The sequence below is a fragment of the Alloalcanivorax mobilis genome, assembly GCF_002864685.1.
GTDB lineage: Bacteria > Pseudomonadota > Gammaproteobacteria > Pseudomonadales > Alcanivoracaceae > Alloalcanivorax > Alloalcanivorax mobilis.
The window spans coordinates 1-15917 of sequence record NZ_NMQZ01000017.1 but is presented as its reverse complement, the minus strand read 5'-3'; the positions used below and the strand labels follow the sequence as shown (position 1 = coordinate 15917).

Genomic DNA, 15917 nt, shown 5'->3' with positions numbered 1-15917 from the left:
CGGGCACGCCCCACGGCGCCATGGCCGGGCCCGCGAAGGTAAACTATTTTGACATCTAAACTTTAAGCCTCTAAAATACCTTCCCTCTTTAAGCAAGGAATATTCTGGAAATGCCGTTGATTTTCAATGAAACCGCTGCTTACAGCTCAAAGTGACCCTGACTTCAATCAGTCACAATAGTTTGCTATCCAGAGAATTAACGGACATGGCCAGACATCAGGAAGTGTTGATCGCTCTCAGGCAGATTATCCGCGCCACCGACCTGTACTCGCGAAAGCTGAGCAAGGTGGCCGGGCTCACCGCACCGCAGTTGCTGATCCTTCAGGCTATCGATGCCCATGGCGAAATGACCATGGGCGACATCGCCACCGAAGTGTCCGTCAGCCAGGCCACGGTGACGGTGATTCTTGATCGGCTCGAAAAACGGGCCCTGATCGAGAGAAAAAGGGGTGAACGCGATAAACGGCGGGTTTATGCTTCTTTAACGCACGCCGGCCGCGACATCATGGAAAGAGCCCCTACGCCCTTGCAGGAGGAGTTCATGGCCCGGTTTTCCCACCTTGAGGATTGGGAGCAGTCCCTGATTCTCAGCTCCCTTCAACGGGTAGCGGCCATGATGAACGCCGGCGACATCGATGCCTCGCCGGTACTGGATCTGGGCGCCATTGACCGTGCCCAGCCCGCCTCCGAGGGCCTGCGCCGCCACGGCAGCAACAACCATTCAACCCAAACCGACCAGAAGTGACCACATGCTTGCAGACAATGACAAGAAGGCGGATTCATCTTCCGCTGACGCCAAAGACGAGATCCTGTTCCGCAAACCGGAAAGCCAGGACGGTGCCCGGGTTCATAAACTGATCGCGGAGTGCAAACCGCTGGACGAGAACTCCGTGTATTGCAATCTGCTGCAGTGCACTCACTTCGCCGACACCTCGGTGGCCGCGGAAATGGACGGAGACCTGGTCGGGTTTATCTCCGGCTATATCCCGCCCAAGCAGCAGAACACCCTTTTTGTCTGGCAGGTGGCCGTGCATCAGAAGGCGCGCGGCAAAGGTCTCGCCAAGCGCATGCTGGCGGAATTGATCGGGCGCGAGGAAACGGCACAGGTGCAGTTTATCGAAACCACCATCACCCCGGACAACGAAGCGTCCTGGGGCATGTTCCGCAGCTTTGCCTACCAGCGCCGGATGCCCACCGAGGAATTCATCTTCTTCGACTCCCGCATCCACTTCAGTGGCGAGCACAACGACGAACATTTGCTGCGCATCGGTCCGTTCAATCGCGACGATGCCTAACACAGTTTCAGAAAAGAGGTAGAGAGAGTCATGGATACGGAAATTTTCGACAACATTGAATCGGAAGTTCAGAGTTACGCGCGCAGCTTCCCGGTGGTTTTCAGCAAAGCCAAAGGCAGCTACCTGTACGACGAGGAAGGGATCGAGTACCTGGACTTCCTGGCCGGCGCCGGCACCTTGAACTATGGGCATAACAACCCGATTCTGAAAAAAGTCCTGCTCGACTACATCGAAAAAGATTCCATTGTTCACGGTCTGGACATGCACACCGTGGCCAAGCGGGAATTTCTTGAGGCCCTGGAGCAGTACATTCTCAAGCCGCGTGAAATGGACCACGTGGTTCAGTTCACCGGCCCCACCGGCACCAACGCGGTGGAAGCGGCGCTGAAAATCGCCCGCAACATCAAAGGCCGCGAGAACATCATCAGCTTCACCAATGGCTTCCACGGCGTCAGCCTGGGCGCGCTCTCCGCCACCGGCAACAGCCACCACCGTGGCGTCGCCGGTGTCACCATGGGCGGCGTCAGCGTAATGCCCTACGATGGCTACCTGGGCGATGCGTTCGACACCACCGAATACCTGGACAAGGTCCTGTGTGATTCCTCCAGCGGCGTGGATCATCCGGCCGCCGTGATCGTCGAAACCGTGCAGGGCGAAGGTGGCATCAACGCCGCCAGCTTCGAGTGGCTGCGCAACCTCGAGCGGGTGTGCCGTAAGCACGACATGCTGCTGATCCTGGACGACATCCAGGCCGGCTGCGGCCGTACCGGCACCTTCTTCAGCTTTGATAACGTGGGCATTAATCCCGACATCATCACCCTGTCCAAATCGCTCAGCGGCTATGGCCTGCCGTTCGCGGTGGTGCTGCTTAAGCCAGAGCTCGATATCTGGAAGCCGGGCGAGCATAACGGTACTTTCCGGGGCCATAACCTGGCTTTCGTCACCGCCGCCGCCGCCCTTGAGCACTTCTGGGCCGACGACAGCTTCGCTAAGGAAGTGCAGAAAAAGGGTGATCTGATCACCGAGCGTTTCCGCGACATCGCCGCCGGGTTCGAGGGCCACTGGTTCTACCTGAACGGCCGCGGCATGATGCAGGGCCTGGTATGCCGGGATGGCCAACTGGCCGAAGAAGTCACCAAAGCGGCGTTCAAGCGCAAACTGGTGATCGAAACCTCCGGCGCCGACGACCAGGTGATCAAGACCCTGTGTCCGCTGACCGTCACCGAGGAAGAGATCAACCACGCCATGGACGTGCTCAAAGAGAGCGTGGAAGAGGTGATGAGGGATCGCATCAAACGCGGAGACGCCCATTCCGTGTCCAGCCTGACCGGCTGATTGCCCGACCTGCCCCGCTCCGGCCCGCCGGCCGGAGCGCCCCTTCTTTTTTTCTTTTTTCCTGTGTTAGGAGGTGTACATGATTGTCCGTAATCTGGCCGAAGCCGAAAAAACCGAGCGCCGTGTGGTCGCTGAAAACGGCAACTGGCAGTCCGTGCGACTGTCATTGAAGGAAGACGGCATGGGCCACTCCTTCAACATCACCACCATCTTTAAAGGCACCAAGACGCACATCAAATACGCCAATCATTTTGAGTCCGTGTACGTGATTTCCGGCAAAGGCAAGGTCGAGCTGATTAAGACCGGTGAAGTGATCGAGTTGGAGCCTGGCATGATCTATCTGCTCAATGAGCACGACGAGCACTATCTCTATGGTGGCGAAAACGAAGACATGGTCGTGGCCTGTGCCTTTACCCCGCCCCTGAGCGGTAAGGAAGTGCACGACGAGAACGGCGTTTACCCCGCCGATCTGGACTAGCCCCCCAACCTTTCGCGCCAGGCGAACGGTGACCAAACGGAGCCCCACGGCTCCGTTTTTTTTGCCGCGCCTTTGAGCCAGAAAACATGTCGACCAAGGTCTAATTTTGAACGGTCGGCGCGATCAGCATACTGGTCACGCAACAATGGCCCACGGCCAACATGACAGAATCCGGTTTTCCGGTGATACCCCATACGGCTCGGGAGAGCTGCACAACCGGGGTGTATAAAACGCATTTCCGTTTGTTTTGAACGGATCGGCACTCCGCGCTGTTTCCATTTTCCACGTCCTTACCTGATGCTGCCCGGCGGGGCAGCGCTTTTTTTGGTTCATCGCGGAATAGCGGGAAGCGAGTTTTCTGGGTCGTGGCTAGTCAGCTCGATTGGGGACGCGAGGCAAGGGCGGCGCCGGTAAGGTTTGGCGTCGATAATTACGCTTGAGAGGCAAACGACCCCACGATGGGCTTAAGGTTAACCTGTCGGATTACCGGGAAAGAGCTTTACTTACAGGCTGCTAGTAGGGCCATCAATGCTCTTGGGTCAAATTCCTCAGCCCGATTCCACCTCTGACGGCCACGGCCCTACCGTACCACTCTGGAGGGCCTCCCCCTTGTTGTGTCGCCGAGTCGCGGGAAATTGATAGGGTCAGTTGGCCAGGGACGGCCAACTGAGGCGGCGGACGACAGGATGTCGTCTCCTCGCCGACCCGGCCATCAATTTCCCGCGACTCGGGTACCCGACGGGCGACACAACGGGGTGTCCTTCTTTGCCTACTTTCTTGGACAAGCAAGAAAGTAGGACGCCCAAACAGGGCGTCAGCGGTGATGGGCGACGTCTCGGTGCAGCCAGATTCCCTCGAATCCGCGAAGAACCTTTTGGGACCCGCCATTCCTGGCGGCCACTTGGGCATCGTTGGCAAGACAGCAAGCCCGCACCGGCGATTTTGTCCGCGGCGGGCGTAGTCAGCGAACTGCCGTTGCGTATAATCGAGCCATGACAAGAATTCTAATCGCCGACGACCACCCGCTTTTTCGCGCCGCTCTGAGGCAGGCAGTGGAGGTCAGTTTCAGCGCCGCCGAGATCATCGAGGCCGATTCCCTTGCCGCCCTGGAAAAACTGGGTGAGCACGCCGTCGCCTTCGATCTGATTCTGCTTGATCTGCACATGCCCGGCACGCACGGCTTTTCCGGCCTGATCTATCTGCGGGAGCTTCACCGGCAGGTGCCCCTGGTGGTGATCTCCGCCAATGAAGAGGTGGATGTAATCCAGCGCTCGCTGCGTTTCGGCGCCGACGGTTTTATCCCCAAATCCGCCTCGGTGGAGGCGATGACCCAGGCGATGACCCGGATCATCGCCGGCGAACGCTGGGTACCGGAAAAAGCACGTCGGCCGTTGCCGCCGGAAATACAGGATTTCACCGCCATGCGCGAGCGGATCACCAGCCTCACGCCCCAGCAGTTCCGGGTCATGGGTATGCTGATGGAGGGGATGCAAAACAAGGTGATCGCCCATCAGCTGGATGTTTCCGAGGCCACCATTAAGGCCCACATGACCGCCATCTTCAGGAAACTGGGCGTGCGCAATCGTACCCAGGCGGTGCTGGCCCTCAAGGATCTGGCCATCGACGCCCCCGGCCTGGCGTAGCACACCCAGTCGCCGAGCACCCACCTCACAATGCCCTCACAATGCCCTCAACACTTCCATCAACGCTTCCTGGCTGACCGGCTTCTGCAAAAAGCCCACGCCCAACTCGCGGGCGCGCTCGCGTATTTCCGGGCGCCGGTCGGCGGTGATCAGCACCGCCGGCACCACGTCATCCCAGCAGCCATCCAGCGCCTCGATCACCTGGAAGCCCTCTTCCTCATCAAGCTGGTAATCCACCAGCAACAGATCCGGGGCAGGCTGGCCTTCGGCGCGAACCAGCGCTTCCCGGCTGGAACCGGCCACCAGCGGCTCGCACCCCAGCGCTCTCAGCAGCGCTTCCAGGCTGGCCAGCAGCGCCGGATCGTTGTCCACGCAGAACACCCGGATGCCGGCCAGGTCCTTTTGGTTGGCGCCGCTGGCCGGCGCCGCCGCCACTGGAGGTGACTGCTCACTGGCCAGCGGCACCGACACGGAGAACACCGTACCGTGCCCCGGGCGCGAGTGCACCGTCAGCGGATGCTCCAGCAAACGGCAAATACGGTCAGCGATCGCCAGCCCCAGCCCCAGCCCCTTCACCTGCCGGCCGCCCTGCTGGGGCAGGCGCAGAAACTCATGGAAGATGCGGCTCTGCTGATCCCTCGGGATGCCGGTGCCGGTGTCCCAGATTTCAATACGCAGGCTGTCACCGCGGCGCCGGCAACCGAACAGAACGCCACCGTGCTCGGTGTAGCGCACCGCATTGGAGAGCAGATTTTGCAGCACCCGGCGCAACAACGCCTCATCGGTGCGCACCTGCAAGTCGCAATAAACGGTGCGCAAGCTCAGCCCCTCGGCACGCGCCAGCACGCCAAACTCCCGCCCCAGCTGTTGCATCAACGGGCGCACCGCCACGGTATCGGGGTGGGCTTGCATGGTGCCGGTGTCCAGGCGGCTGATTTCCAGCAGGGCGGATATAATCTGTTCGGCGGCACGCAATGAGCTGTCGATGTGTCCCACCACCTGCCGCTCATAGCCAAACGCCTCGCCGCCCCCCGGCGCCGGGTCCGGCGCGCCGCTGCGCGCCAGCCGTTGAGACAGCGAAGAGGCAAACAATTGGGCGGCATTGAGCGGCTGCATCAAGTCGTGGCCGGCGGCGGCCAGAAAGCGGGTCTTACCCTCGTTGGCCTGCTCCAGCTGGCTGTTCAGTTCCGATAATCGCCGGGTACGCTCGCTGACCATCTGCTCCAGGTTTTCGTTAATCTGACGCAGCGCCAGTTCATCGCGTTTGCGTTCGGTGATGTCCATGTAGGTGCTGACAAAGCCACCACCCTCCATCGGGCTGCCGCGCACTTCCACCACCACGCCGCTGGGCAATTGCCGCTCAAACCGGTGGGCGCTGCCCTTGTGCAGCAGACGCACCCGTTTGCGCACGTCCTGCTCCAGATCCTCGCCGTCGTAAAAGCCGCGCTCGGCGTTGTAGCGATAGACCTCCTCGATGGAACGGCCCAGCCGGATCAGACCCTCCGGGTAGCCGAACAGATTCACATACGCCTGGTTCCAAGCCACGATATTCAGGTCACGATCCACCACGCAGATGCCCTGGCTGATGGTCTCGATGGTGGTGCGCAGCAGTTCATGATTGAACTGAATAAGCTGCGACGCTTCGTCCATGATGCGCACCATGTCGTCGCGGCGCACGCTCTGCTTGCTGAGCAGCGAACCCATCACGATGCGAGCGGTGGAGGCCCCCATGGCGCCGGCCAGCAGGCGCTCCACATAGCGCACCAGATGCAGCGGCGCCGGCAGTTCAAGATCCTCGGCGATCTGGCGCCGGGCCAGATAGTCGTAAAACAGCGCCCGGGCGCGCGGGTGGCCCAGCCCACGCTCACACACCTGCAGCAATTCAGCGGTGGTGATGAACGGATGGCCCAGACCCTCGCGCCACCAGTCGGTGGGCATGTCCACGAAGCGCGTCGCCTGGGTGTCATCCAGCGGTTGCTGCCCGGCCCGCCGGGAAAAATACACATAGGCGAGCAGATTCAGACTCAGGCTCCAGAACACGCCGTGGGTCAGCGAGCCCAGACCCTCGATGCCGAACATGGCGTGGGGGCGGAGGATGCCCAGGCCCAGCAAGCCGTAGCGATCCAGATGGGTCACCCACTCCACCGGCAGCACCAGCGGCAACAGCAGGCAATACGCCCAGAGGAGGTAACCCAGAATCAAACCCGAGAAGGCGCCGCTTTGATGGCCCCGCCGCCAGTACAGCCCCCCCAATAGGGCCGGCGCCAGCTGCGCCACCGCCGCGAATGAAATCAGACCAATGCGTGCCAGGCCCTCGAAGCGGTCGATCAGGGTGTGGAACAAAAAGGCCAACATCAGCATCACCACGATGCTCAAGCGCCGGAACAGACGCACCTGATTGCTCAGATCGGAGAGCTCTTCCTCGCCCTGAATGCGGTATTGCACCCAGGCCGGCATCAACACTTCATTGGTGAGCATGATAGCCAGCGCCATGGTCGACATGATCACCATGCCGGTGGCCGCGGCGATGCCACCAATAAACGCCAGCAGCATCAGGCCCTCGTTGCCGGCGGCAATCGGCAGCGAGAGCATGTACATGTCCGGCTGCGCGCTGTCTGGCTGGGTAATCACGCCGGCGGCGACGATCGGCAGCACGAACACCGCGAACAGGGTCAGGTACAGGGGCATCACCCGGCGCGCGGTGCGCAGATGGCGCAGGTCGTTGTTCTCCACCACGCCGGCGTGGAACTGCCGTGGCAGGCAGATGATCGCCAGCATCGAGAGCAGCATCGCGGTCACGAAACTCTGTGAAAACAGAGTCGGTTCGAACACCTGGCGCATGTGTGGATGCACCGAAGCCTGGCGCCACAAATCCATCGGGCCATCGAACACCACGAACAGGCAAAACAGACCGATGATGACGAACGCCACCAGCTTGATGAACGATTCGAAACTGACCGCCAGCATCAGGCCCGACTGATGCTCGGTGGCATCGATGTGGCGGGTGCCGAACAACAGCGTAAAGATCGCCATCAGCGCCGACACCGCCAGGGCGATGTCGAACGGCTGCGCCACGCGGGTGCCGACCACATGCTCGAACGACAACGTCACCGCTTTAAGCTGAAGCGCGATGTAGGGCAGCACGCCGACAATCGCCACCACCGTCACCAGCACCGCCAGTTGCCGGGATTTGCCGTAACGGGCGGCGAGGAAATCGGCGATCGAGGTAATGTGGTGCTGCTTGCCCACCGACACCATTTTGTAGATCAGTTCGCCGCCCAACAGCATGGTCAGAATCGGACCCAGATAGATCGGCAGATAGGTCCAGCCGTTCTGAGCCGCCTCGCCAACCGCGCCATAGAAGGTCCATGACGTGCAGTACACGCCCAGCCCCAGGCTGTAGGTCCAGGCGTTGTTGACCACCGGCAGCCCGCGCCGCGCCGCGCGATCGCCCCACCAGGCAATCACGAACAACACCAGCACATAAAGCAGCGCCAACCCACCCAACTGCCACAGGGAAAACACCGTACTCACTCCCACGATGACTAGCAGCCTGCCGGGCTTAACACGGATCGACCGCCAACCCCGGGCTTCCTGTAACGATCACTCAAACCCACCGGCTCCTAGATCAGAAACAAGGCCCGGCAGAAGCGCACCACCACCGCCACGATCAGCAGGGCAATGCCGGCACGCTGCAACTTGAACTCGGCCACTGACAGCACCATGCCGCGAGTCCAGAAACGAACCACGCCAGCGAAATCACCGGTGCGCCAAAGGTAATGACCATAAGCCGTCAGCACCAACACCAGGCCCAGGGCAAGCAGAACACCTTCCAGATACTGCATGGTTGTTATTCCTCTTCCAATCTCTTTCGCGGCGTCGCGTCGGCGGCGCCGGTCATGGTTTTTTCAAGCGCAGATACATCAGCGCCGCCGTGGTGGCGTCTCCCCGGGCGCTGTGGCGGCCGATCACCGGCACGCCGAGACAGCGAGCCGCGCTCTCGAAACGCAGGTCGGGCAGCGCGTCCGGCCGGCGGCGGGCCTGGTGACGGCGGTACAAGTCAGACAGCTCGATCACGGGATTGGGCAGATCGAAGCCGGTATGCCGCCGCGCCACTCGATTGAGCACCGTAAGATCGAAATCCAGACACCAGCCCACCAAAGGCCGGTTGCCGATAAAATCCAGCAACCGCTCCAGCGCCTGTTCGGCCTCCAGGCCGTCTTCCAGATCCACCCCGCGCAGGCGATGAACACGAATCGATTGCGCATCCAGGCTGGCCGGAGTGCGAATGCGAAGATCAAGCGCGGCCCCCGCCTGCACCCGACCTGCACGGATCGGCACCGCCGCCACCGAGACCAGCTCGCAACGCCGCGGGTCCAGGCCGGTGGTTTCACAGTCCAGGGCCATCAGCTCCTGGCCGTCGGGAGCCTGGAACAAATGCCCGAACGGGCCGGCGCCGTGCCGGTGGCGCTGAATCATCCGTTTCAACATCTCAATACTCCAGATGAAAGCGGCGCGAGAGCCGTTTCTTGAACTCATTGACCACCTGCAACGACTCACGCAGCAGGTCCCGCTCCAGGGCCGACAACTGCTCCACCTGGATCTGATTGTGCCCGGCCGCCGGCTGATTGGCATCCAGGCTGGCCAGTTGCTGGCGCAGACGCAATTCGGCGAACAACGCCATCGACTCGCCCAGCTCCTCCGCGAAGCCGGCTTCCAGCACCCCGGCGGCGGCCAGCCGGTCCAGCCTGGCGAAGGTGCCGGTGGCGCCGATGCGCTGCTCCAGGCTCAGAGCCCGCACCCCATGCACCACCGGAAACAAACCACCTTTCTTGATATCGATGCCCTGTTGCGGCTTTTTCAGAGCACCGAACCAGCGCAATGGCGTGGAGAACTGCAGCACCGGGCGGGCAAACCGGGACAGCAGAATCTGATCACCACTGCACCGTTGAAACAGCGCCTCGCGCATCCGTTCCACCAGCTCCACGCGCCCCGCCGCCGGGTGGGCGTCCAGCAGGATCGCCAACCGCATCATCGCCTGCTCGTCGCCCTGCTCCGCCCAGCGCCCGATACGGCGGCGCCAATCCGCCAGCGATCCGACCCAGCGCGGCTGGTTGACCATGATGCCGCCAGGGCAAAGCGGATAACCCAATGCCAGCAAGGTCTCGGTGAAACGGTTCAGGAGCTGATCGCGCTCCGGCCAGTCCCCATCGTCACCCAGGATCAGGCCGTTGTCCTGATCGGTTTTCAAGATCTGTTCGCCCCGCCCTTCGCTGCCCAGCACCATCAGACAAACCCGGTCACGGCGCTCCTCGGCAATCACGAACTGGAACGCCTTACTGATAATGCGGCCGTTCAGCGCCGCCATCAGATCCATGGCGAAGCGCATTTTCACGCCCTGGGCCATCAACGCCTGGACCAACTCCGGCAACCTGGCGCTGGCCAGCGCCAGTGCCTGCAGGTCGTCGGCCTTTTCCACTTCCAGCCCGACCACGTAAGAGCGGCTGGAAAAGAAACTGAGCACGTCGGTCAGCTCCACCACGCCCACCGGCACCGGGCCTTCCATCACCACCACCCGGGCCACTTTATGCCGGGTCATGCGCACCAGGGCGGCAAACAGATACTCCCCCGGGGGCACCGCCACCAGCTCAAAGCTCGCCAATGCCAGCGCCGGAGAGTCCACGCTCATGCCGTCGTGCACCAGGCCGTGCAGCAGGTCGGTTTTGGTAATCATGCCGACCCGTGAGCCGCGCACCACCATCAGGCTATCGCCGCTGTGCGCGTCCAGCGCGCTCACCGCTTCACGAATGCTGCCCTGTTCAGGCAGCAGCACCGGCTGGCGCATGCATTGATCCACCCGCGCCAGCATGAACCCGGCCATGGTGACGCCGCCCTCGCGGCGCTCGGCCAGCATGCGATTCTTGGCCACCAGGCGCTGGCGGAAATACTCGTCGAACTCGCCATGCTGCTGGCACAGATTTTTAAACAGCGCCGCCGGAATCAGATAGCAAAGCGTCTCCTCCTCGGCGACAAACCGATAGCGGCTACGGCCATTGAGCACACTCAAAGCGCCGAACAAAGCACCGGCGCCGTAGACCCCCAGGCGCCCCGCTTGCGGCGGTAAGGTCGGGTCGATTTCAAGTACCGCGCCCTTGTGCACCAGATGCACGAACTCCGCCGCCTTACCCGCCTCCAGGATCACCTGGGCGCCGTCGAACCAGGCCATTTCCATGGCCGCGCCAAGCTGCTCCCGGGCACTGTCATCGAGCAGAGAGAAAGGCAGCTGCGAGAAATCCACGTCGACCATGGCGTTAGCCTCCCACCGGCCACGGCAGCCGGTCGCTGAAACGCACATCGGGGCGGCGCCAAGGCACCACCCCAATGTTTACCTTCGTTTGCCGATGATCAGTGTTGGTGAGCGGCACCCGAGCCACGGGGAACGCGGATGTCCTCGACAATATGCTGAATATGCTCCGGCGGCGGCGCGGTCACGCGGGATACCGCCAGTGCCACCACGAAGTTGAGCACCATGCCCACCGTGCCGATACCTTCCGGCGACACCCCGAACAGCCAGTGCTCCGCGGAGTTGAGATCCGGCGACACGAACTTGAAGTAAACGATGTAGCAGAAGGTGAAGATCAACCCCACCAGCATGCCGGCAATCGCGCCTTCCTTGTTCATGCGCTTATAGAAGATACCCATCAGGATCACCGGGAAGAAGCTCGCCGCCGCCAGGCCGAAGGCAAACGCCACCACCTGCGCCACGAACCCCGGTGGATTGATGCCAAAGTAGCCGGCGATCAGAATCGCCACCACCGCCGCGAGACGCGCCGCCAGCAACTCCTGCTTCTCGGTGATGGTTGGCATCATGGTCTTCTTGAGCAGATCGTGGGACACCGCCGCGGAGATCACCAGCAGCAGCCCGGCCGCCGTGGACAATGCCGCGGCAATACCGCCCGCCGCCACCAGCGCCACCACCCAGGCCGGCAGGTTACCTATCTCCGGGTTCGCCAGCACGATGATGTCACGGTCGATATAAACCTCGGAGGCGTTGTCGGCCGGCGGGTTGGTGACCACGCGCTGCCCGTATTCGCCACTCGCTTCGGCACGGCTGCCGGCGAAGGTCGGTGAGCCTTTGAACGGGTCGCCCGCGGACATCTGTACGCGACCGTCGTTGTTCTTGTCCATCCAGCCGATCAAACCGGAATTTTCCCAGTTATAGAACCACTCAGGCAGCTGCTCGTATTCGGCGTTGTTGACGGTATCGATCAGATTGGTGCGCGCGAAAGCGCCAATCGCCGGCGCGGCGGTGTACAGAAGGGCGATAAAGAACAGAGCCCAACCGGCGCTGACACGAGCGTCGCGAACCGTCGGCACGGTGAAGAAGCGCACGATTACGTGCGGCAGGCCGGCCGTGCCACACATCAGCGCGGCGGTAATAAAGAACACATCAATGGTGGATTTGGAACCGTCGGTATAGGCGCCGAAACCGAGATCCTGAACCACCTGGTCCAGACGTTGCAGCAGATACACGCCGGTGTCGTTACCGGCGGCGTCGAGCATGGTGGCGCCGAACCCGGTTTGCGGCAGGATGTGACCGGTCATCATGATGGAAAGAAACACCGCCGGCACCAGGAACGCGAAAATCAACACGCAGTACTGGGCAACCTGGGTGTAGGTGATGCCTTTCATGCCGCCAAGCACGGCGTAGAAAAACACAATCGCCATGCCGACCACGACACCGGTGTTAACGTCCACTTCCAGAAAACGCGCGAACACGATACCCACGCCGCGCATCTGGCCGGCCACATAGGTAAAGGAAACGAAAATCACGCAGATCACCGCTACGGTACGGGCCACGTTTGAATAGTAACGGTCGCCGATGAAGTCGGGCACGGTGAACTTGCCGAATTTTCTCAGGTATGGCGCCAACAGCATCGCCAGCAGCACATAGCCGCCGGTCCAGCCCATCAGGTATACCGAAGCGTCGTAGCCGGAATACGCGATGATGCCGGCCATCGAAATAAACGATGCCGCCGACATCCAATCGGCCGCCGTGGCGGCGCCGTTGGCGAGCGGCGATACGCCACCGCCGGCGACATAGAAATCCTTGGTGGAGCGGGCCCGCGACCAGATCGCGATGCCGATATAGAGCGCGAACGACACGCCCACGAAGATATACGTTAACAATTGAACATCCATGGCTTTTTCCTCGTTGTTATTGGGCGCCGTTATTCTTCATGCACGTCGAATTTTCTATCCAGCTTGTTCATCGAGCGCGCGTACATAATGATCAGCGCCAGGAACACGTAGATAGAGCCCTGCTGGGCAAACCAGAAACCCAGCTTGAAACCGAAGAAATGGATGTTGTTGAGTGCATCCACCAGCAGGATGCCGCAGCCGTAGGAGACCACGAACCAGATCACCAGATAGGTGAGGATCAATCGCACATTGGCGGCCCAGTAGGCACGGGCGTTTTCTTCTCTCATTGACTTACCCCTTTGCGCACGGACAAGAACTGGCCGTTCCCATGAAGGCCATGTCGCTCAAGAGTAAACAAAGGCCGCAGCCGCCACAGTATGACTTTAGTCGAACGAGGAGGCCGGGGAGCCGGAATCCTCTCCGCGCACCCAATCACGAAACGGCATCACCGCACCGCCCTGCTCCATGGCCTGAATGAAACAATCCTGTAGATTCGCCAGCGCGCCGTTAAGACGTTCAGGCACGATCACGCCGCCGTGGGCGACTTCCAATGCGCCCCATCCGTTGTAGAGGGCGATGGCTTCGAGCCGGCTGTAATCGTGACCGCTGTTAATCGGGTGGCGACAAAACACAATGATCGCGTGTCGCTCACCAATGGGAAAATCCGGCTTATTGCCCTCGCGGGCTTCGCCATAGGCGACAAAGGCGTGCACTTCATACATAGCAGACCGTCCTATACTCAAAACAATGAACAGCCTGCCAGTGAATCATGCGAGGTGCTTTGTCGCAGTGGAAAAAGAGGAAAAGCAGCTTTTCAAAAACTGAGGCTCTGTCCCCTTTTTCGGCGGTTTTGAAGGGAATTCAATGCTGACAAAAGGTTGCGAGGACAGTGCGCGGAAGCACCGGCGCAGCAGGCTCGTGGAGAGAGAGTGGAGAAGCCGGAAACTGGCAGGGAAAGACGGCCCAAAGTACGACAAAAATAAACAAAAAGGGCCATGGAGTTTCCCTTTTTTAACGCTCAGGCGCAATGCCGCTTTTCTTCACCAAGAATCGCCAGCAGGGCCGGCAACCGGGTCTCGCGCTTGAGCGCCTCCATCAGCTCCGCCGCCTGTGGCCAGCGACGCCTTGAGTAACTCAGCCATTGCTTGACCCGGCCACACAGCTGCGCGTCGTTACCGGTGCCGACAATGCCGTCACCGAAGGTGCGCAACACCGCCAACACCTCCGGCCAGTTGGCCGGGACACCACCGCGCACTTCACGAACCAACAGCGGATTGGCCACCGCGCCACGCCCCAGCATCAACGCGTCACAACCGCTTTCCAGCCGGCAGCGGTGGGCGTCTTCCGGGGTCCAGATCTCGCCATTGGCGATCACTGGTATCGCCACCGCCGCGCGAATCTCGCCGATGCGATCCCAATACGCGGGCGGTCGGTAGCCTTGCCGTTTGGTGCGGCCATGCACGGTCAGCCAGGCGGCCCCGGCAGCTTCCACGGCGGCCGCGTTCTCCAGAGCCCGCCCGCCATCTTCATTACCTAAACGCATCTTCACCGAAACCGGTACCGAAGCCGGCACCGCCGCTCGCACCGCCCGCGTCACCTCATGCACCAGTTGTGGCTCGTCCAATAACACCGCGCCGCCACGATGCCGGTTCACGGTTTTCGCCGGGCAGCCAAAGTTCAAATCGATGGCCGGCGCGCCCAATGTCACGGCCATGGCCGCGTTGTCCGCCATGCAGGCCGGATCGGACCCCAGCAATTGCAGATGCACCGGCGTGCCCGAGCGGGTGCGCGCGCCGTCGGCCAACTCCGGGCATAAACGATGAAACACCCGCGCCGGCAGTACTTCGCCGCTAACACGCACGAATTCGCTGACACACCAGTCGTAGTGGCCGATATCGGTCAGGGCCCGGCGCACCCAAAAGTCCGCCAGGCCCTCCATGGGGGCAAGGATTACTGTCATAGCGGCGCATTCTAAGAGCCTGGTGAGGATCTTTACAGCACCGTGTCGGGCCGCGCTCAGGTATTCAGAATCATGCCGCCGTTGGGGTGAATGGTCTGTCCGCTGATGTATGAGGCATCGGCGCTTGCCAGATACACGTAAGCGGGCCCCACTTCGCTGGGCTGGCCGGCCCGGTCCATCGGCACCTGGCCGCCGAAGCGGGCCACCTTGTCTTTATCGAAGCTGGCCGGAATCAAAGGCGTCCAGATTGGCCCCGGAGCCACCGCGTTGACACGGATACCCCGCTCCATCAGGGAAATCGCCAGCGAACGCATCAAGGCCTGCACCGCGCCCTTGGTGGCGGTGTAGTCCAGTAGCGTCGGATTGCCCTTAAAGGCATTAATCGATGAGGTGGCGATGATGCTGTCGCCCTCGCCCAGGTGCGCCAGCGCCGCACGGGCCAGGTAGAAATGGCTGAACACATTGGTCTTGAAGGTGCGTTCGATCTGCTCGTCCGGCAGCTCGGAAAGATCATCCCAGTCGTGCTGCTCGGCGGCGTTGAGCACCAGGACATTAAGGGCACCGAACGCGGCCACGGTCTCCCGCACCGCGTGGCGGCAGAAGTCCGCCTCAGCAACATCGCCTTTGATCAGCCGGCATTGGCGTCCCTCCGCCTCGACCAATCGCTGTGTCTCCCGCGCATCGGTCTCTTCATCCAGGTAGGCGACAGCGCAATCGGCGCCTTCACGGGCAAAGTGCAACGCCACCGACCGGCCGATACCGCTGTCGCCGCCGGTAATCAGTGCCACTTTGCCGGCCAGCTTTTCGCTGCCCCGGTAGCCTTCACGAATGTATTCCGGCTGCGGCGCCATACGATGCTCATCGCCGGGCTGGTGGGCTTGGTGCTGAGGGGGAAAATGACGATCGGCCATGGTTCACTCCTTGAAATCACGCCAGGAATCTCTGAAAAACAGCCTAGGGCCTGTTCACACTACTTGCATTACGCCTGTTGTGGCTAAAAACCC

General features: G+C 61.3%; 14 protein-coding genes. 5 read left to right on the top strand and 9 right to left on the bottom strand.

What is annotated here, in order from left to right:
• The first annotated feature begins 205 nt into the window (after nucleotides 1-205).
• The 5 genes from CGS25_RS09910 (at nucleotide 206) to CGS25_RS09890 (ending at nucleotide 4751) form a co-directional block, all read left to right on the top strand.
• Nucleotides 206-745: a MarR family winged helix-turn-helix transcriptional regulator gene (locus CGS25_RS09910; RefSeq protein WP_089033404.1), complete on the top strand. Its 540-nt coding sequence runs from the start codon at nucleotides 206-208 to the stop codon at nucleotides 743-745.
• Nucleotides 746-749: 4 nt separating this feature from the next.
• A complete protein-coding gene (ectA, locus tag CGS25_RS09905) occupies nucleotides 750-1295 on the top strand; it encodes a diaminobutyrate acetyltransferase (protein ID WP_198588746.1) in 546 nt (181 codons plus the stop codon).
• Between the two features lie 30 nt (nucleotides 1296-1325).
• Nucleotides 1326-2630, top strand: coding sequence for a diaminobutyrate--2-oxoglutarate transaminase (ectB, locus tag CGS25_RS09900; protein ID WP_101675358.1), 1305 nt, complete (start codon nucleotides 1326-1328; stop codon nucleotides 2628-2630).
• Nucleotides 2631-2709: 79 nt separating this feature from the next.
• Nucleotides 2710-3108, top strand: a complete 399-nt coding sequence (locus CGS25_RS09895; protein WP_089033406.1) for an ectoine synthase — start codon at nucleotides 2710-2712, stop codon at nucleotides 3106-3108.
• 992 nt (nucleotides 3109-4100) lie between these two features.
• Complete coding sequence (locus tag CGS25_RS09890) at nucleotides 4101-4751, top strand: response regulator (RefSeq protein WP_089033407.1); 651 nt, start codon at nucleotides 4101-4103, stop codon at nucleotides 4749-4751.
• Nucleotides 4752-4787: 36 nt separating this feature from the next.
• Here the strand turns inward: CGS25_RS09890 and CGS25_RS09885 are convergent, their stop codons facing one another.
• The 9 genes from CGS25_RS09885 to CGS25_RS09845 all read right to left on the bottom strand — a co-directional run bounded on the left by CGS25_RS09885 (nucleotide 4788) and on the right by CGS25_RS09845 (nucleotide 15824).
• On the bottom strand, nucleotides 4788-8276 hold the full coding sequence (locus CGS25_RS09885) for a hybrid sensor histidine kinase/response regulator (RefSeq protein WP_101675357.1): 3489 nt from the start codon (nucleotides 8274-8276) through the stop codon (nucleotides 4788-4790).
• 98 nt (nucleotides 8277-8374) lie between these two features.
• Entirely contained in the window at nucleotides 8375-8596 is a 222-nt protein-coding gene (locus tag CGS25_RS09880; protein ID WP_089033409.1) for a hypothetical protein, read from the bottom strand.
• 52 nt (nucleotides 8597-8648) lie between these two features.
• Nucleotides 8649-9242 carry a 3'-5' exonuclease gene (locus CGS25_RS09875; protein WP_232802347.1) on the bottom strand — a complete coding sequence of 198 codons (594 nt, stop codon included), beginning with the start codon at nucleotides 9240-9242 and terminating at the stop codon, nucleotides 8649-8651.
• Nucleotide 9243: 1 nt separating this feature from the next.
• Nucleotides 9244-11058, bottom strand: a complete 1815-nt coding sequence (locus CGS25_RS09870; protein ID WP_101675356.1) for a DUF294 nucleotidyltransferase-like domain-containing protein — start codon at nucleotides 11056-11058, stop codon at nucleotides 9244-9246.
• A 98-nt stretch (nucleotides 11059-11156) separates the two neighbouring features.
• Nucleotides 11157-12953: a sodium:solute symporter family protein gene (locus CGS25_RS09865; protein WP_101675355.1), complete on the bottom strand. Its 1797-nt coding sequence runs from the start codon at nucleotides 12951-12953 to the stop codon at nucleotides 11157-11159.
• A gap of 29 nt (nucleotides 12954-12982) precedes the next feature.
• A complete protein-coding gene (locus CGS25_RS09860) occupies nucleotides 12983-13240 on the bottom strand; it encodes a DUF4212 domain-containing protein (protein ID WP_089033413.1) in 258 nt (85 codons plus the stop codon).
• 96 nt (nucleotides 13241-13336) lie between these two features.
• Nucleotides 13337-13675: a hypothetical protein gene (locus CGS25_RS09855; RefSeq protein WP_089033414.1), complete on the bottom strand. Its 339-nt coding sequence runs from the start codon at nucleotides 13673-13675 to the stop codon at nucleotides 13337-13339.
• Between the two features lie 296 nt (nucleotides 13676-13971).
• A complete protein-coding gene (locus CGS25_RS09850; protein WP_089033415.1) occupies nucleotides 13972-14913 on the bottom strand; it encodes a tRNA dihydrouridine synthase in 942 nt (313 codons plus the stop codon).
• A gap of 56 nt (nucleotides 14914-14969) precedes the next feature.
• Nucleotides 14970-15824 carry an SDR family oxidoreductase gene (locus CGS25_RS09845; RefSeq protein WP_101675354.1) on the bottom strand — a complete coding sequence of 285 codons (855 nt, stop codon included), beginning with the start codon at nucleotides 15822-15824 and terminating at the stop codon, nucleotides 14970-14972.
• Nucleotides 15825-15917 lie beyond the last annotated feature (93 nt).